We start from the raw sequence: 16,004 nt of genomic DNA, 5'->3' as shown, positions 1-16,004 counted from the left end.
GCACCGCTTCTGCGGTGCCGCGGCCGTCGCCGTTGGCGGCGATTTATGGGATTGCCCGGCGGTCGCTTCCGGCGCCACTGATAGAGTTCTGGAGTTCACCCGACCATCGGGCGCTCTCGCCCACCCTCACCTCGTCGTGCCCAGGAGGATTCTTGCTTTCCGCCTTCGTCTCGGCCTTCAGGACTCCAGACCTGAGGCGGAAGATCCTCATCGCACTCGGACTGATCGCGCTCTACCGGCTCGGTGCGACGGTGCCGTCGCCCGGCGTCGACTACGGCAACGTCAAGGCGTGTATCGATCAGATCTCGGGCAGTGAGCAGGCGGGCATCTACTCGCTGATCAACCTGTTCTCCGGTGGCGCGCTGCTGCAGCTGTCGATCTTCGCGATCGGCATCATGCCGTACATCACGGCGAGCATCATCGTGCAGCTGCTGACCGTCGTCATCCCGCGGTTCGAGGAACTCCGCAAGGAGGGCCAGTCCGGCCAGGCGAAGATGACGCAGTACACCCGGTACCTGTCGATCGCGTTGGCGATCCTGCAGTCCACCGGCATCGTCGCCCTCGCCGCCCGCGGCCAGCTGCTGCAGGGCTGTCAGGAGCCGATCCTCGCCGACGACTCGGTGTTCGCGATGGTCACCATCGTGCTGGTGATGACCGCGGGCGCGGCACTGGTCATGTGGATGGGTGAGCTGATCACCGAACGCGGCGTCGGCAACGGCATGTCGCTGCTGATCTTCGCCGGCATCGCGTCCCGGCTCCCGTCCGAGGGCGGGGCCATCCTCGACTCGCGCGGCGGCCTGATCTTCGCCGCGGTCTGCGTGGCGCTGCTGGTGCTGATCGCCGGTGTCGTGTTCGTCGAGCAGGGCCAGCGCCGGATCCCCGTCCAGTACGCGAAGCGGATGGTCGGCCGCAAGATGTACGGCGGCTCGTCGACGTACCTGCCGCTGAAGGTCAACCAGGCGGGTGTCATCCCGGTCATCTTCGCGTCGTCGCTGCTGTACCTGCCGAACCTGATCGCGCAGCTGACCGGCGCGACGAGCACCACGGACCCCAGCTGGTGGCAGCGGATCATCAACGAGTACCTGGTGAACCCGGCGAACCCGGTCTACATCCTCATCTACTTCCTGCTCATCGTCTTCTTCACCTACTTCTACGTCGCGATCACCTTCAACCCGGAGGAACGCGCCGGCGAGATGAAGAAGTTCGGCGGCTTCATCCCCGGGATTCGTCCCGGCCGTCCGACCGCGGACTACCTCCAGTACGTGCTCAGCCGCATCACGCTGCCGGGCGCCATCTATCTCGGTCTGATCGCCGTGCTGCCCAACTTCTTCCTCGCGCAGGGGACGTCGGGTACCAGCATCTTCGGCGGCGCAGCCGTGCTGATTCTCGTCAGCGTCGGCCTCGACACCGTCAAGCAGATCGAAAGTCAGCTCATGCAGCGCAACTATGAAGGGTTCCTCAAGTGAGACTCGTCCTCGTTGGACCTCCCGGTGCCGGTAAGGGCACCCAGGCCGAAATCCTGTCGGAGAAGCTCGGCGTTCCGCACATCTCGACGGGCGACCTGTTCCGCGCGAACATCGGGCAGCAGACGGCGCTCGGCCTCGAGGCGAAGAAGTACATGGATGCCGGGGACCTGGTGCCCAGCGAGATCACCAACAACATGGTCAAGGCCCGGGTCGCCGAGCCGGACGCCGCGAACGGCTTCCTGCTCGACGGGTTCCCCCGCACCGTCGACCAGGCGGAGGCGCTGAAGGCGATCCTCGCCGGGCTGAACGTGTCCCTCGACGGCGTGCTCGCGTTCGAGGTCGAGGACGACGTCGTGGTTGAGCGGATGCTGGCCCGCGGCCGCGCCGACGACACCGAGGACGTCATCCGCAACCGGATGCGCGTCTACCGCGAGGAGACCGCACCGCTGCTCGACTACTACGCGGGCAGCACCGTCACCGTCGACGCCGTCGGTGAGATCGACGAGGTCAACGCCCGCGCGCTCGCCGCGCTCGGCAAGTAAGAAGAGGATCCGCTCGTGGGGTTTCGTCGTAAGAAGGTCGTCCCGTTCCGCACCGCCGGTGAGCTCGACGCCATGGCCGCGGCCGGGGCGATCGTCGGCGCGGCCCTGGTTGCGGTGCGGGCCGCGGCCACGCCCGGGGTCAGCACCCTGGACCTGGACCGGATCGCCGAACAGACGATCCGGGATGCCGGCGCGGTGCCGTCGTTCCTCGGCTATCACGGCTTCACCGGCTCGATCTGCTCGTCCGTGAACGACCGCGTGGTGCACGGCATCCCGTCCTCCGGCGACGTCCTCGCCGAGGGCGACCTGGTGTCCATCGACTGCGGCGCGATCCTGGACGGCTGGCACGGCGACTCCGCCTGGACGTTCGGGGTGGGGGACCTGTCCGACGCGGACCGCGACCTCAGCGACGCCACCCGGCTGTCGATGGAGGCGGGGATCGCGGCGATGCTGCCCGGGGCCCGGCTCACCGACATCTCGCACGCGATCGAACTGGGCACCCGGGCCGCGGAACGGTCGCACGGCCGCAGCTACGGCATCGTCGACGGCTACGGCGGGCACGGCATCGGCCGCGAGATGCACATGGAGCCGTTCCTCGCCAACGAGGGCAAGCCAGGCAAGGGCCCGGAACTGGTGGTCGGGTCGGTCCTCGCGATCGAGCCGATGCTCACCCTCGGCACCACCGAGACCGAGGTCCTCGACGACGACTGGACCGTGGTGACGATCGACGGATCCCGCGCCGCGCACTGGGAGCACACCGTCGCGGTCACCGAGGACGGTCCGCGGATCCTCACGCTCCGCCCCGAATAGCACGCACCCGACGAGCGGGCGGCGGCACCGGACTCGGTGCCGCCGCCCGTTTCGCGTCTCCGATGTCAGAACACGATGCAGGCGACGCCGAACACGTTGAAGCCGTTGCCGACGGTGACCGGCGCCGCGCTCACACCGCCCCCTGCGCCGACATCGTTGGCGTTGACCACGAACTTCCCGGTCGCGTTCGGTGTCCAGGTTGCCTCGACGGTGTCGTTGACAGCGGTGGAGGTGTCGGTGCCGAACTTCGTCCAGGCGCCGCCCGGATCCGGGCGCGAGAAGAACTCGACGGTCTCCGCGTTCTCGGTTGCCTTGGCGGTCACCTTGTACGGGCAGGTGGTGCCGTAGTCGGCGGTCCCGACCCGGATGTTGAGGCCCGGCTCGATTGCGACGCTGCCGGGTGCGACATCTGCCGAGGCGACGGGCGGGGCCATCAGCAGCGCGGCGGCGGCGCCTGCTCCCGCGGCGAGGACCGCGGCTCGGGGACGGGTGACATGTCGGGACATGGTGACCTCCTGCGACTGCGCCGGGTACCTGCCGGGTATCCGGTGGGGTGGTCGCGGCCGGGGGAAGGAGGAGGCGTGAGGCGGGGACGGCACGCGATGCCGACGCCGTGCGGGATGTACACCGCACCAATTCAGACTACGACGGAGGTCAACCGGGTCAGGGGGCTTCCGATCCCGGCTATCGTCGCGGGCATGGATGCGGACCGGATCGAGCAGCTGTGCGCGTCACCGGGCGGTGGTGTCCTGCTCGGATGGCTCGCCGACGGCACACACACCCTGGTGGACCTGGCCGATCCGATCGCGGGCCCGTCCGTGGTGTCGGCGGCGGTCGCCGAGCTGAGCCCGTGGTGGGACGGCCACGCGGATACCGTTGAGGCTGCCCTCCGGTGTGGCCGGGAGCATCGGGACCTTGCCGCCGACGTGGTGGACCTGGCTGGCGCGGCGGGTTGGTGGTCGCCGCTGCGCCGTGAGCGTCAGGTTTGGCTGAAGCCGTACGAGAGCCTGGACTTCCCCGACCCGGACACCCACTTCACGCCGACCGAGGTCGGCGGATTCGACCTGTATGCGCAGCGCCCGGCGGACCGGATCGCCACGTCGACCCTGACCTCGACGGCCCCCGACGACTGGTCCGCCCATCATGCGTGCGCCGCGGCGGGTCATGCAGATTGGGTCGACGACTACGAGGCCAGCACCCGGACCGTTCGGGTGTCGCCAGCGGCGCGCGTCGCGGAGATCGGCTCGGCCGCGGACTGGCACAACCTCGTCGCCCGGCACGGGGTCACCGCTGCTCCGGCGGACCGGTCGGACCCGCGGACCGACGGTGAACCGTGGGGATCGAACGGCGGTCGGGTGCCGGACTGGCCGGGTATCGCGGCCGCCTACGACGGGGTGCACATCACGCAGTGGGCCTTCCTCACGGCCACCCAGGTTCGGGTGGCGTCCCCGGCAGGCTGGTCGGAGTTGTGGGCATGCGCGGGGGAGGAGACGACCTGGCTGCGCTGGGTGTTCGAGGAGGTCGGCCCGCTCCGCCCGTTCGACCCGCGCGAGGAGATCCGATGACCGCCGATCCGGGCATGACGATCGCGGAGGTGGTCGCGCGGACCGGGCTCACCGCGCACACCCTGCGCTACTACGAGCGGGACGGGCTGATGCTCGCCGAGATCGGCAGGGCGTCGTCCGGGCACCGGAGATACACCGCATTCGATGTGGCGTGGATCGAACTGATCACCCGGCTGCGGGCGACCGGGATGCCGATCCGGGAGATTCAGCGGTACGCGGCGTTGGTTCGCGCCGGGGACGGCACCGAACCGGACCGGCTGGAGTTGCTGCTGGCGCATCGGGGCAGGGTGCTGGCGCAGCTCGCGGAGGTGACCGAGCACCTGGCCGCGCTCGATACGAAGATCGGGGTGTACACCGAGAGGGTCGCGGCGCGGGGCTTGACTTCGAGTGCGCTCGAAGACGTTGACTCGTCGCATGACACCCGACCTTGACACCAGAACCCTCGGACTCGACTCGCCCCTGACCGTCTCCACCCTCGGCCTCGGCTGCATGGGCATGTCGGAGTTCTACGGCCCCGCCGACGACGCCACCGGCATCGCCACCATCCGCCGCGCCCTCGATCTTGGTGTCACCCTGCTCGACACCGCCGACATGTACGGCCCGTTCGTCAACGAGGAGCTGGTCGGCCGCGCGGTCGCGGGTCGGCGGGACGCGGCGGTGCTCGCCACGAAGTTCGGCAACGAGCGACGCCCCGACGGCACCCGGATGGGAATCAACGGCCGACCCGACTACGTCATCGCGGCCTGTGACGCCTCGCTGCGACGGCTCGGCGTCGACCACATCGACCTGTACTACCAGCACCGGGTCGACCCCGCGGTGCCGATCGAGGACACGGTCGGCGCGATGGCGGGACTGGTCGCGGCGGGCAAGGTCCGCCATCTGGGGCTGTCCGAGGCGGGCCCGGACACGGTCCGGCGGGCGCATGCCGTCCACCCGATCACCGCACTGCAAACGGAGTACTCGCTGTTTAGCCGCGACCTCGAGGACGAGATCCTGCCGACGATCCGCGAGCTCGGGATCGGCCTGGTGCCGTACTCGCCGCTCGGCCGTGGGCTGCTGACCGGCGCGGTCACCGCCGCGACCGGCGCGACGGGCGAGGGCGACCTGCGCCGCTCGGACTACTTCCCGCGGTTCCGGGGCGACGCACTCACGACGAACCTGTCGCTGGTGGAGCGGGTGCGGGCGGTGGCGACGGGGAAGGGGGTCACCGCCGGCCAACTCGCGCTGGCCTGGGTGCTCGCGCAGGGCCCCGACGTCGTTCCGATCCCCGGCACCAAGCGGGTGCGGTACCTGGAGGAGAACGTGGCCGCGGCCGCGGTCGAACTGACGGCCGCGGACCTGGAGGCACTGGCGGCCGCGGTGCCGCGGGACGCGGTCGCCGGTGCCCGCTACGGGGACATGTCGAGCATCGACGGCTGACCGGCGATCAGGCCTCGAGCAGCAGCGTCACCGGTCCGTCGTTCACCGACGCGACGTGCATGTGGGCCCCGAAGTGCCCGGTTGCGACGGTGGCACCGAGCTCGCGGAGGGCGTCGGCGAACGCGTCGACGAGGGGTTCGGCGACCGGGCGCGGGGCGGCCGCCGACCAGGACGGGCGCCTGCTCTTGCGGGCGTCCCCGAGCAGGGTGAACTGGCTGACCACCAGGATCGGGGCGTCGACGTCGGAGGCGGACCGCTCGTCGTCGAGGATCCGCAGCCGCCAGATCTTTGTCGCGAGTCCGGCCGCGGTCGCGGCGGTGTCGTCGTGGCCGACCCCGAGCAGGACGAGCAGGCCCTGCCCGCTCGGCGCGATCCGGCCGACGACCGTCCCCTCGACCTCCACCGACGCCTCGGTCACTCGTTGCACCACCGCACGCACGGGCATCGTCCTTTCGGTCGGAAGGGCTGCGCGGCAGGGAGGGCTCCGCGCAGCATTTGGCCTGGTGGGAGAACTCCGGTAAAGTGGATCAATGGTGCGTCCTGCGTGCCGGTTGTCCGCTGTTTCGGTCCCGCTTCCCGCGTCGTTCTCGGGGTGCACTCGAAGGCAGTGAGCGGCCGGTTCTCCATCGCGTCCGCACCACCGTAACGGAGAACGATGCCCACCAACGGATCGCGGAGGATATGGCTAAGAAAGACGGGGCCATCGAGGTCGAGGGACGAGTTGTCGAGCCGCTGCCCAATGCGATGTTCCGCATTGAGCTGGAGAACGGCCACAAGGTCCTCGCACACATCAGCGGCAAGATGCGTCAGCACTACATTCGCATCCTGCCCGAAGACCGGGTCGTCGTAGAGCTGTCGCCCTACGACCTTTCTCGCGGTCGCATCGTCTACCGGTACAAGTAACAGGCTTCCCGGGCCGGCCCTGGTCTGGGAGAGGTATGTCCACCGACCGGTGGGCGACACACAGGAGATCAGACAGACGTGAAGGTTCAGCCCAGCGTCAAGAAGATCTGCGAGAAGTGCAAGGTGATCCGCCGCAACGGGCGGGTCATGGTGATCTGCGAAAACCTGCGCCACAAGCAGCGTCAGGGCTAGATCGCTCTTCTCGAAGATCTGCTTGGCAACAAGCACAGATGACCTTCCAGCACCTGCCGGCGTTCACGGCCACCGGACACGACACCCTCGGGTGACGGATCCACGGGCAGACGTCGGTGCACCCCCGGCACGGAGGCCGGGGCCCCACTGAGTTAGTTGAAAGACGTACCGCCGGGATCGGGACACCCGGAACCGGCGGTGACACAGGGGATGGGCTGGGAGCAGACCTCCGCACACCGAAAAGGAATGCCACATGGCACGACTCATGGGTGTCGATCTTCCCCGCGAAAAGCGGATGGAGATCGCACTGACCTACATCTACGGCGTCGGCCGTACCCGCTCCAAGGAGATCCTCGCGGCTACCGGCGTGAGCGCCGACCTGCGCAGCAAGGACCTGAGCGACGACGACCTCACCAAGCTCCGCGACTACATCGAGGGCTCGGAGCTCAAGGTCGAGGGCGACCTGCGCCGCGAGGTGCAGGCCGACATCCGTCGCAAGATCGAGATCGGCTGCTACCAGGGCCTGCGCCACCGTCGTGGTCTGCCCGTGCGTGGACAGCGCACCAAGACCAACGCGCGTACCCGTAAGGGTCCGAAGCGCACCGTCGCAGGGAAGAAGAAGTAATGCCTCCGAAGTCACGTAGCACCGGTCCCAAGAAGACCCAGAAGGCGCGTCGCAGGGACAAGAAGAACGTCCCGCACGGTGCCGCTCACATCAAGAGCACCTTCAACAACACGATCGTGTCCATCACGGACCCGGCAGGCAACGTCATCTCGTGGGCGTCGTCGGGCCACGTGGGTTTCAAGGGCTCGCGTAAGTCCACCCCGTTCGCCGCCCAGCTGGCCGCCGAGAACGCTGCCCGCAAGGCGCAGGAGCACGGCGTGAAGAAGGTCGACGTCTTCGTCAAGGGCCCCGGCTCCGGACGCGAGACCGCGATCCGCTCGCTGCAGGCCGCCGGTCTCGAGGTCGGCACCATCTCCGATGTCACCCCCCAGCCGCACAACGGCTGCCGCCCGCCCAAGCGGCGTCGCGTTTAAGTAGCGGGAAGGATAGGTAAAAGAACATGGCACGTTATACCGGACCCGTTACCCGCAAGTCGCGTCGTCTGCGCGTCGACCTCGTCGGAGGCGACCAGGCGTTTGAGCGTCGCCCCTACCCGCCGGGCCAGCACGGCCGCGCGCGGATCAAGGAGAGCGAGTACCTGCTCCAGCTGCAGGAGAAGCAGAAGGCTCGCTTCACCTACGGCGTCATGGAGAAGCAGTTCCGCCGCTACTACGAGGAGGCGAACGCTCGCCCCGGCAAGACCGGCGAGAACCTGCTCCGCATCCTCGAGACCCGCCTCGACAACGTCGTGTACCGCGCCGGCCTGGCCCGGACCCGTCGTCAGGCTCGCCAGCTGGTCACCCACGGCCACTTCCTGGTGAACAACAAGAAGGTCGACATCCCCAGCTACCGCGTCTCCCAGTACGACATCATCGATGTCCGGGAGAAGTCGCTGGCGACCCTGCCCTTCCAGATCGCCCGCGAGACCTACACCGAGCGCCCCAACGCGGGCTGGCTGCAGGTCGTCCCGGGTCGCCTGCGGATCCTGGTCCACCAGGAGCCGGAGCGTGCGCAGATCCAGGTGCCGCTGCAGGAGCAGATGATCGTCGAGTTCTACTCGAAGTAAAGCCTCACGGCCCGTGCGCGGTTTGCCTGTCCTCGGACCTGCAAGCCGCGCACGGGTGCCGAAGGCACCATCCAACGTGGGCGTCAAATAGCGGACGCCCGTACAGGAGGAGAACCAATGCTCATTTCGCAGCGACCCACCCTGACCGAAGAGGTCATCGCTGACAACCGCTCGAAGTTCGTCATCGAGCCCCTTGAGCCCGGCTTCGGGTACACCCTCGGCAACTCGCTTCGCCGCACCCTGCTGTCGTCGATCCCCGGCGCTGCTGTCACCAGCATCCGCATCGACGGCGTCCTGCACGAGTTCACCACCGTCCCCGGCGTGAAGGAGGATGTCACCGACATCATCCTGAACCTCAAGGGCCTGGTCGTGAGCTCGGAAGAGGACGAGCCGGTCACCATGTACGTCCGCAAGCAGGGCCCCGGCGCCGTCACTGCTGGCGACATCGTGCCCCCGGCCGGCGTCACGGTGAACAACCCGGATCTGCACATCGCCACCCTGAACGACAAGGGCAAGCTGGAGATCGAGCTCGTCGTCGAGCGCGGTCGCGGCTACGTCCCCGCCGTCCAGAACAAGGCGTCCGGCGCCGAGATCGGCCGCATCCCGGTCGACTCGATCTACTCGCCGGTGCTCAAGGTCACCTACAAGGTGGAGGCCACCCGCGTCGAGCAGCGCACCGACTTCGATCGGCTCGTGCTGGACGTGGAGACCAAGAACTCCATCACCGCGCGGGACGCGCTCGCCTCGGCGGGCAAGACCCTGGTTGAGCTCTTCGGCCTGGCCCGTGAGCTGAACGTCGAAGCAGAAGGCATCGAGATCGGACCCTCGCCCGCCGAGGCCGATCACATCGCGTCCTTCGGGCTGCCGATCGAGGACCTGGACCTGACGGTCCGGTCCTACAACTGCCTCAAGCGCGAGGGTGTGCACACGGTCGGCGAGCTGGTCGGCCGCACCGAGTCCGATCTGCTCGACATCCGCAACTTCGGCCAGAAGTCCATCGACGAGGTCAAGGTCAAGCTGCACTCGCTCGGCCTGTCCCTCAAGGACAGCCCGGCCTCGTTCGATCCGTCCACGGTTGCCGGCTACGACGCCGCCACCGGGACCTGGAGCGACACCGATGCCGGTGCCTTCAACGAGGGCGACGGCAACGACCAGGACTACGCCGAGACCGAGCAGCTGTAACCAGCTCACTGGGTCCTTACTAGGAGATTCATCATGCCCAAGCCCAAGAAGGGTGCCCGCTTCGGCGGGTCGGCTTCGCACCAGAAGGCGATCTTCGCCAACCTGGCGACCGCGCTGTTCGAGCACGGCCGCATCACCACCACGGAGGCCAAGGCCAAGGCCCTGCGTCCGTACGCCGAGAAGATCGTGACCAAGGCCAAGGGTGGCACCCTCGCCGACCGTCGCGAGGTCCTCAAGGTGATCCGCAACAAGGATGTCGTGCACACCCTGTTCGCGGAGATCGGCCCGTTCTACGCGGAGCGCGACGGCGGCTACACCCGCATCATCAAGACCGTCCCCCGCAAGGGTGACAACGCCCCGATGGCGATCATCGAGCTCGTCAAGGAGCAGACGGTCACCTCCGAGGCCGATCGCGCCCGCCGCGTCCAGGCGTCGCAGGAGGCCAAGGCCGAGGAGACCAAGGTCGAGGAGACCGAGGCCGCTCCGGCCGAGTCCACCGAGGCCGCGGCCGACGAGGACAAGAAGGACTAACGCTGAACGCGTCAGAACCTGCGAACGAACCCGTCACTCCCCTCCGGGAGGGCGGGTTCGTTCGCTTTCGACTGGACATCACCTACGACGGCACCGACTTCTCCGGCTGGGCCCGCCAGCCCGGGCTGCGGACGGTGTGCGGCGTGCTGGAGCAGGCGATCGCGACGGTGTTGCGGCAGCCGGTGCAGCTGACCGTTGCCGGCCGCACCGACGCCGGTGTGCACGCGAGTGGTCAGGTCGCGCATCTGGATCTCGCGCAGGACATCGAGGAGCCGGAGCGCCTGGTGCGCAGGCTCGCCCGGTTCCTGCCCGCGGATGTGCGGGTCAAGGCGATCACGCCGGTCCCCGCCGCCTTCGATGCCCGCTTCTCCGCGATCCGCAGGCACTACGAGTACCGCGTCACCACCGCGCGCTACGGGGCGGAGCCGCTGCGCGCCAGGGACACCGTGTCGGTGCCGAAGGTGCTCGACCTGGACGCGATGCGGGCCGCCTCGCACGCGCTGCTCGGGCTGCACGACTTTGCCGCGTTCTGCCGTCGCCGCGAGGGCGCGACCACGGTCCGCGACCTGCAACGCTTCGACTGGCTGCGGTCGAATGATGACTCCGCTCGCGGTGACGGTGACATCCTGACCGCGTACGTCAGCGCCGACGCGTTCTGCTGGTCGATGGTCCGCAGCCTGGTCGGTGCGGTCCTCGCGGTCGGGGAGGGCAGGCGCACCGTCGACTGGACCGCCGCGCTGCTGCAGGAGCGGGAACGTTCGAGTTCGGTGCTGGTCGCGCCGGCGCACGGGCTCTCCCTCGTGCGGGTCGACTACCCGGCCGACGAGAACCTCGCCGCCCGCAACGCCGCCACCCGTGAGGTCCGGACCCTGCCCGGCGGCTGCTGCTGAGTGCGCTTCGCGCCCGTGCGTGATTTTCACCCCGACCGGGGTGAAAATCACGCACAGTTGTGGTGCGGTCAGCTGGCCAGGGATCGGGCGATGACCAGGCGCTGAATCTGGTTGGTGCCCTCGAAGATCTGGGTGATCTTCGCCTCCCGCATGTACCGCTCCACCGGGAAGTCCTGCGTGTAGCCGTAGCCGCCGAACACCTGGACGGCGTCGGTGGTCACCTTCATCGCGGCGTCGGTGGCGACGAGCTTCGCCACCGACGCGTTGCGCGAGTAGGGCAGGCCGGCGTCGCGCCTGCGGGCGGCGTCGAGGTAGGTGGCGCGGGCCGAGTCGACGGCGGCGGCCATGTCGGCGAGCACGAAGCCGAGCCCCTGATGATCGATGATCCGTTTGCCGAACGCCTTGCGCTCCTTGGCGTAGGCGACGGCGTCGTCGAGCGCGCCCTGCGCCAGACCGACCGCGACCGCGGCGATGCCGAGCCGGCCGGAGTCCAGCGCGCTGAATGCGATCGGCAGGCCCTGCCCCGGTGTGCCGATCATCCGTTCGGCCGGGACGAACGCGTCGTCGTAGTGTGCGGACGTGGTCGGGACCGCCCGCAGGCCCATCTTCTCCTCCGGCTTGCCGAAGCTCAGGCCCTCGGTGTCCTTGGGGACCAGGAAGCAGGAGATGCCGCGTGACCCCTCGTCGCTGGTGCGGGCGAACAGGGTGTAGAAGTCGGCCTTGCCGCCGTTGGTGATCCACGCCTTCGACCCATTGATCTTGTATCCGCCGTCGACCTCGGTGGCCTTGCAGGCGAGCGCGGCCGCGTCGGATCCCGCCTGCGGCTCGGACAGGCTGTAGGCGCCGATGGTGTTGCCGCTGAGCATCTCCGGCAGCCACCGCGACTTCTGATCCTCGGTGCCGTGGGTGGCCAACGCGTAGCAGGACAGGCTGTGCACGCTGGTCGCGACCGCGACCGCCGCCCACCGCGCGGCCAGCTCCTCAAGCACCTGCAGGTACACCTCGTACGGCTGGTCGCCGCCGCCGAACTCCTCCGGGTAGGGCAGGCTCAGCAGCCCGGCGGCACCCAGCGCGGGGAAGGCGCCGTCCGGGAAGGTCTCGGTCTTCTCGCACTCGTTGACGCGCGGGGCGAGGACCTTGTCGGCGACGTCGCGGGTGAGGTCGATCAGGTCGTGCGCTTCCTGGGTGGGGAGCAGGCGGTCGACGGGCACGGTGGTCTCCTTCAAATCGGTACTGAGAACGATACTCCAGTACAGTTATTGGTATGGCAACCCAGGTTCGCGGCGCGGCCCGCCGCGCGCAGCTCCTCGACGAGCTGGTCGCGCTCCTACTCGCCGAGGGGTTCGCGCACCTGACCCTCGACGAGATCGCGACCCGGCTCCGTTGCTCGAAGTCCACCCTCTACTCCCTCGCGGCAAGCAAGGAACAGCTGGTGCGGACGGCGACCGTGCACTTCTTCAAGGCCGCGACGGAGCGGGTGGAGCGCGCACTCGATGGCGAGGCGGGCGCCAACGACCGGATTCGGGCGTACCTCGAGGCGGTCGGTGCGCAGCTGCGCCCGGCGTCGGCGCGGTTCATGGCGGACCTGGCCGCGAGCGAGGTCGCCCGCGCGGTGTACGAACGCAATACCGCCATCGCCGCGCGCCGCGTGCAGGACCTCATCACCGAGGGGGTCGCCGCGGGGGAGTACCGGGACGCGCACGCCGCCTTCGTCGCGGACGTGACGACGGCGACGATGGTCCGAATTCAACGCTGGCAGGTCGCGGACGCCACCGGCCTGGACGACGCGCAGGCGTACCAGGAACTCGCTTCTCTCGTGACCAACGGCTTATTGAGATAGCGATGCCCCTCGTTCTATGGGCACGCTGACCTGGGGAAACATTCCTGGACAGATGTCCTAGACTTTCTTCGGAATGGGTCACGGTACGGCTACAAGCTGGTTAAGATGACCAGGAATTCGCGCTTGCTCACGACAACCGTCGCCGGCCGGCGCGTCCCAACTCCTGGAGGAAAAGTATGTCGCGTTCACAAGCGCGTCGGGGGGTCGCCGCGGTCGGTGTGGCGGCGATGGTGCCGCTGGGGCTGATGATTGTCGGAGGCGGCGCAGCCAACGCGGCGCCGGCATCGGTGGACTGGTGGGACGGGAACAGTCACTTCACCCGCACGATCAGCAACGCCATGCCCGCGGTCGGTGAGGTCGTCACGACCTCGACGAAGTTCGAGCGGAAGGCGTGGACCAGCAGCGAGATCCTGCACGAGGTCAAGGACGTGCACCCGACGTGCCTGACCTACGTCGAGGGCTCGGCGAAGGTCGACGGCAAGGCACAGGGCCTCGACAGCAAGGGCGCAGATTTTGCGAAGGTCAAGGGGTCCTGGACGGTCTACCCGAACATCGAGCCCAAGTCGCACACCTTCGAGTTCTCCTACACCGTTGGCGCGGACTGTGCTCGTGGCGCGGCGTTGCCGACGTCGATGCACTACTCCGGCGGACTCGGGTCCGGGACCTACAACGACAAGGGTCCGGCGATCACCGTCGCGAAGAACGCGTCCACCACCACCCTCGCCGCGGTCACCGACGCCAAGGTCGGGAAGTCGTCGCAGCTGACCGCGACCGTCACCGGCGGCGCCGCGGGCAACCCGGTCGAGTTCTACGACGGCACCACCAAGATCGGTACGGGCCCGCTGGTCGGGAACTCGGTGTCGATCGCGTGGACCCCGACGACCGCAGGCGACCACGGCATCACCGCGAAGTTCCTCGCCACCGGTTCCGCGAACGAGTCGACCTCCGCGGCGCAGACCGTCACCGTCGCCGAAGCGGATGTCGAGACGACCACCGCGCTGGCGGTGCCGGCGTCGGCGGTGACCGGTGCTGCGGTGGAGTTGTCGGCGACGGTGAGCCCGGCTCCGGCGGGTGGCACGGTGCAGTTCAAGGATGGTGACGCCAATATTGGTGGGCCGGTTGCGGTGTCGGGTGGTGTTGCGACGTTGTCGCACGCGTTCGATGCGGCGGGTGGCAGGTCGATCACCGCGGTGTACTCGGGTGCCGGTGGATTCCTGACGTCCACGTCGGCTGCGGCGTCGATCACGGTGACCGATCCGGCGCCGGTGGACGTCGAGACCACAGTCCTTGCCGCTGCCCCGACGACCGCGAAGGTCGGTGCGGCAGTGGACCTCTCGGCCACCGTGACGCCGACGACCGCGCAGGGCACCGTCCAGTTCAAGGACGGTGACACCGCCATCGGTGCGCCGGTCGCGATCATCGACGGCGCCGCATCGCTCTCGCACACCTTCGACGCGTCCGGCACGAAGTCGATCACCGCGGTGTTCGTCGGCGGACCGGGCTACCTGAACTCCACGTCGCAGCCGGTCACGGTCACGGTGTCCGAGCCGCTGCCGACGGATGTCGAGACCGCCACCACGCTGGTCGTCCCGTCCGCCGCGACCGTTGGCCAGACCGTCACGCTCACCGCTCAGGTCGCCCCGGCGGCGGCGGGCGGCACGGTGCAGTTCAAGGACGGCGACCGGGCGATCGGCCTGCCCGCCCCCATCGTCGACGGCAAGGCGACGCTGTCCTACTCGTTCCCGACGGCGGGAGCCAAGAACATCACCGCCGTGTACTCGGGCGGAACCGGCTTCACCCCGTCCACCTCGGCGGCGGATGTCGTGACGGTGTCCGCTGCCCCGGCCCAGGGCGGCGGCTCGCTGGAGAACATCTTCGGGTCCTGATCCGTCGACGGTGGCCCGCCCGGCACCCACCGGGCGGGCCACCGTCAACGCCGGACCGCGACCTGGGGCCGATCAGGTCCCACCGAACACCGATCCATCAGCAGTACAGGAGAACAGCATGTTCCGACCGATGATGCGCCGAGGAGCCGCCGCCCTCGGCGTCGCCGCCCTCGCGACCCTGGGCCTCGGGATCGGGGGTGGCACCGCCTCGGCGGCTACCACCGCGACCGAGACCGTCGACAATGTGAAGGTGACCAAGAGTGTCACCCCGGGCGCCGTTGACCGCGGCGCCACGGTGACCTACCGGTCGGTCCTCGAGGTGACCGGCGGCGCGGACCGCTACCTGACGAAGTTCACCGACGTGCACCCCGCGGGCTTCGAATACGTGCCGGGCAGCGCGAAGCTCACCTCCTCGACGCTGACCGCAGGCCCGTCGACGACCACGATCACCCCGGCCGTCGACACGGCGAAGAACACGGTGACCGTCTCCGGCAGTTGGCTGCTCGCCGACCGGCTGGTCGCGAAGAACAAGGACGTCATCGTCGAACTGACCTACCGGGTGCCCGCGACCGCGGCGGTCGGCGTCGTCGACAGCGGACTGGCCTTCGACATCGGTGGCTGGAACAGCAGCCAGGTCTTTAACCCGATCGGGGTGCGGGTCGACGTCAACGCGCCCGACGTCGCCACCGCCACCGTGCTGACCGCCCCCGCCGCCGCGACCGTCGGCGGTGCGGTGACGCTCGCCGCGACGGTGACCCCGGCCCCGTCCGGCGGCACCGTGCAGTTCGCGGACAACGGCACCCCGATCGGCGCGCCGGTCCCGGTGTCGTCCGGGACGGCGCAGTTGCCGCACACCTTCGACACCGCGGGGGCGCATGCGATCACCGCGATCTACTCCGGTGCAGCCGAGTTCGTCGGCTCCGAGGCCGCCGCGGTGACCGTGCGGGTCACCTCCGCGCCGGTCGGCGGCGGTGACGGCGACAGCGGCGGCGAGGACGGCGGCACCGGCAGCGCCGGTTCGGGCAGCCTGGCATCGCTGGTGCCGTTCGGTTCCTGACCTCACCCGGCCCCGGACGTGGCCCCTCGACCGGACGGTCGGGGGGCCGCA

At 68.9% G+C, this 16,004-nt stretch carries 20 protein-coding genes; 17 read left to right on the top strand and 3 right to left on the bottom strand.

Annotated features, from left to right (window positions below):
* The first annotated feature begins 152 nt into the window (after positions 1 to 152).
* From secY to map, 3 genes are read left to right on the top strand one after another with little or no spacing between them, the layout of a single operon-like run.
* Entirely contained in the window at positions 153 to 1,466 is a 1,314-nt protein-coding gene (gene secY, locus ACFWPA_RS18345; protein WP_378571357.1) for a preprotein translocase subunit SecY, read from the top strand.
* Positions 1,463 to 2,008, top strand: coding sequence for an adenylate kinase (locus ACFWPA_RS18340; protein WP_378571355.1), 546 nt, complete (start codon positions 1,463 to 1,465; stop codon positions 2,006 to 2,008). Before secY ends, ACFWPA_RS18340 begins: the two co-directional genes overlap by 4 nt.
* Positions 2,009 to 2,023: 15 nt before the next feature.
* Entirely contained in the window at positions 2,024 to 2,818 is a 795-nt protein-coding gene (map, locus tag ACFWPA_RS18335; protein ID WP_378571353.1) for a type I methionyl aminopeptidase, read from the top strand.
* A 65-nt stretch (positions 2,819 to 2,883) separates the two neighbouring features.
* On the opposite strand, the gene ACFWPA_RS18330 is transcribed toward map, so the two are convergent.
* Positions 2,884 to 3,324, bottom strand: coding sequence for a hypothetical protein (locus ACFWPA_RS18330; protein WP_378507973.1), 441 nt, complete (start codon positions 3,322 to 3,324; stop codon positions 2,884 to 2,886).
* A 192-nt stretch (positions 3,325 to 3,516) separates the two neighbouring features.
* Between ACFWPA_RS18330 and ACFWPA_RS18325 the strand changes: the two genes are divergently transcribed.
* From ACFWPA_RS18325 to ACFWPA_RS18315, 3 genes are read left to right on the top strand one after another with little or no spacing between them, the layout of a single operon-like run.
* Positions 3,517 to 4,383 (top strand): hypothetical protein, encoded by an 867-nt coding sequence (locus tag ACFWPA_RS18325; RefSeq protein WP_378571351.1) that lies wholly within the window; start codon positions 3,517 to 3,519, stop codon positions 4,381 to 4,383.
* On the top strand, positions 4,380 to 4,814 hold the full coding sequence (locus ACFWPA_RS18320; protein WP_378571349.1) for a MerR family transcriptional regulator: 435 nt from the start codon (positions 4,380 to 4,382) through the stop codon (positions 4,812 to 4,814). The genes ACFWPA_RS18325 and ACFWPA_RS18320 overlap by 4 nt, the downstream gene beginning before the upstream one ends.
* The gene (locus tag ACFWPA_RS18315; protein ID WP_378571346.1) at positions 4,798 to 5,802 is read left to right on the top strand and encodes an aldo/keto reductase; all 1,005 of its coding nucleotides are present in this window, start codon (positions 4,798 to 4,800) and stop codon (positions 5,800 to 5,802) included. Before ACFWPA_RS18320 ends, ACFWPA_RS18315 begins: the two co-directional genes overlap by 17 nt.
* Positions 5,803 to 5,809: 7 nt before the next feature.
* Here ACFWPA_RS18315 and dtd read toward each other — a convergent pair whose 3' ends face one another.
* Entirely contained in the window at positions 5,810 to 6,241 is a 432-nt protein-coding gene (gene dtd, locus ACFWPA_RS18310) for a D-aminoacyl-tRNA deacylase (protein ID WP_378507969.1), read from the bottom strand.
* 242 nt (positions 6,242 to 6,483) lie between these two features.
* Here dtd and infA point away from each other — a divergent pair, with 242 nt between their 5' ends.
* The 8 genes from infA (at position 6,484) to truA (ending at position 11,170) form a co-directional block, all read left to right on the top strand.
* The gene (infA, locus tag ACFWPA_RS18305; RefSeq protein WP_003418601.1) at positions 6,484 to 6,705 is read left to right on the top strand and encodes a translation initiation factor IF-1; all 222 of its coding nucleotides are present in this window, start codon (positions 6,484 to 6,486) and stop codon (positions 6,703 to 6,705) included.
* Positions 6,706 to 6,783: 78 nt separating this feature from the next.
* A complete protein-coding gene (rpmJ, locus tag ACFWPA_RS18300) occupies positions 6,784 to 6,897 on the top strand; it encodes a 50S ribosomal protein L36 (RefSeq protein WP_003938068.1) in 114 nt (37 codons plus the stop codon).
* A 253-nt stretch (positions 6,898 to 7,150) separates the two neighbouring features.
* Positions 7,151 to 7,522: a 30S ribosomal protein S13 gene (rpsM, locus tag ACFWPA_RS18295; protein WP_378507968.1), complete on the top strand. Its 372-nt coding sequence runs from the start codon at positions 7,151 to 7,153 to the stop codon at positions 7,520 to 7,522.
* On the top strand, positions 7,522 to 7,935 hold the full coding sequence (gene rpsK, locus ACFWPA_RS18290) for a 30S ribosomal protein S11 (protein WP_005239680.1): 414 nt from the start codon (positions 7,522 to 7,524) through the stop codon (positions 7,933 to 7,935). Before rpsM ends, rpsK begins: the two co-directional genes overlap by 1 nt.
* A 26-nt stretch (positions 7,936 to 7,961) precedes the next feature.
* Positions 7,962 to 8,567 carry a 30S ribosomal protein S4 gene (gene rpsD, locus ACFWPA_RS18285; RefSeq protein WP_378507967.1) on the top strand — a complete coding sequence of 202 codons (606 nt, stop codon included), beginning with the start codon at positions 7,962 to 7,964 and terminating at the stop codon, positions 8,565 to 8,567.
* A 117-nt stretch (positions 8,568 to 8,684) separates the two neighbouring features.
* Entirely contained in the window at positions 8,685 to 9,749 is a 1,065-nt protein-coding gene (locus tag ACFWPA_RS18280; RefSeq protein WP_378507966.1) for a DNA-directed RNA polymerase subunit alpha, read from the top strand.
* A gap of 33 nt (positions 9,750 to 9,782) precedes the next feature.
* Entirely contained in the window at positions 9,783 to 10,280 is a 498-nt protein-coding gene (gene rplQ, locus ACFWPA_RS18275) for a 50S ribosomal protein L17 (protein WP_378507965.1), read from the top strand.
* Positions 10,281 to 10,282: 2 nt separating this feature from the next.
* Positions 10,283 to 11,170 (top strand): tRNA pseudouridine(38-40) synthase TruA, encoded by an 888-nt coding sequence (gene truA / locus ACFWPA_RS18270; protein ID WP_378508094.1) that lies wholly within the window; start codon positions 10,283 to 10,285, stop codon positions 11,168 to 11,170.
* A 68-nt stretch (positions 11,171 to 11,238) separates the two neighbouring features.
* On the opposite strand, the gene ACFWPA_RS18265 is transcribed toward truA, so the two are convergent.
* Complete coding sequence (locus tag ACFWPA_RS18265; protein WP_378571343.1) at positions 11,239 to 12,381, bottom strand: acyl-CoA dehydrogenase family protein; 1,143 nt, start codon at positions 12,379 to 12,381, stop codon at positions 11,239 to 11,241.
* Positions 12,382 to 12,434: 53 nt separating this feature from the next.
* Here ACFWPA_RS18265 and ACFWPA_RS18260 point away from each other — a divergent pair, with 53 nt between their 5' ends.
* The 3 genes from ACFWPA_RS18260 (at position 12,435) to ACFWPA_RS18250 (ending at position 15,953) form a co-directional block, all read left to right on the top strand.
* A complete protein-coding gene (locus ACFWPA_RS18260; RefSeq protein ID WP_378571341.1) occupies positions 12,435 to 13,010 on the top strand; it encodes a TetR/AcrR family transcriptional regulator in 576 nt (191 codons plus the stop codon).
* A gap of 176 nt (positions 13,011 to 13,186) precedes the next feature.
* Positions 13,187 to 14,896 (top strand): Ig-like domain-containing protein, encoded by a 1,710-nt coding sequence (locus tag ACFWPA_RS18255; protein WP_378571339.1) that lies wholly within the window; start codon positions 13,187 to 13,189, stop codon positions 14,894 to 14,896.
* Positions 14,897 to 15,014: 118 nt separating this feature from the next.
* The gene (locus ACFWPA_RS18250; RefSeq protein ID WP_378571336.1) at positions 15,015 to 15,953 is read left to right on the top strand and encodes an Ig-like domain-containing protein; all 939 of its coding nucleotides are present in this window, start codon (positions 15,015 to 15,017) and stop codon (positions 15,951 to 15,953) included.
* Positions 15,954 to 16,004: the final 51 nt, after the last annotated feature.

This window comes from Rhodococcus sp. NPDC058505 (genome assembly GCF_042720095.1).
Lineage (GTDB): Bacteria > Actinomycetota > Actinomycetes > Mycobacteriales > Mycobacteriaceae > Rhodococcus_G.
The sequence above is the reverse complement of the archived record's forward strand: the minus strand, read 5'-3'. Positions and strand labels throughout refer to the sequence as shown.

Bases quoted from the DNA above. Each gene is read 5' to 3' on its own strand.
- rpsM (WP_378507968.1), top strand. From the start codon at position 7,151: ATGGCACGACTCATGGGTGTCGATCTTCCCCGCGAAAAGCGGATGGAG.
- ACFWPA_RS18325 (WP_378571351.1), top strand. From the start codon at position 3,517: ATGGATGCGGACCGGATCGAGCAGCTGTGCGCGTCACCGGGCGGTGGT.
- ACFWPA_RS18315 (WP_378571346.1), top strand. From the start codon at position 4,798: ATGACACCCGACCTTGACACCAGAACCCTCGGACTCGACTCGCCCCTG.
- ACFWPA_RS18330 (WP_378507973.1), bottom strand. From the start codon at position 3,324: ATGTCCCGACATGTCACCCGTCCCCGAGCCGCGGTCCTCGCCGCGGGA.
- ACFWPA_RS18320 (WP_378571349.1), top strand. From the start codon at position 4,380: ATGACCGCCGATCCGGGCATGACGATCGCGGAGGTGGTCGCGCGGACC.
- ACFWPA_RS18260 (WP_378571341.1), top strand. From the start codon at position 12,435: ATGGCAACCCAGGTTCGCGGCGCGGCCCGCCGCGCGCAGCTCCTCGAC.
- rpsK (WP_005239680.1), top strand. From the start codon at position 7,522: ATGCCTCCGAAGTCACGTAGCACCGGTCCCAAGAAGACCCAGAAGGCG.
- ACFWPA_RS18255 (WP_378571339.1), top strand. From the start codon at position 13,187: ATGTCGCGTTCACAAGCGCGTCGGGGGGTCGCCGCGGTCGGTGTGGCG.
- ACFWPA_RS18280 (WP_378507966.1), top strand. From the start codon at position 8,685: ATGCTCATTTCGCAGCGACCCACCCTGACCGAAGAGGTCATCGCTGAC.
- rplQ (WP_378507965.1), top strand. From the start codon at position 9,783: ATGCCCAAGCCCAAGAAGGGTGCCCGCTTCGGCGGGTCGGCTTCGCAC.
- ACFWPA_RS18250 (WP_378571336.1), top strand. From the start codon at position 15,015: ATGTTCCGACCGATGATGCGCCGAGGAGCCGCCGCCCTCGGCGTCGCC.
- rpsD (WP_378507967.1), top strand. From the start codon at position 7,962: ATGGCACGTTATACCGGACCCGTTACCCGCAAGTCGCGTCGTCTGCGC.
- infA (WP_003418601.1), top strand. From the start codon at position 6,484: ATGGCTAAGAAAGACGGGGCCATCGAGGTCGAGGGACGAGTTGTCGAG.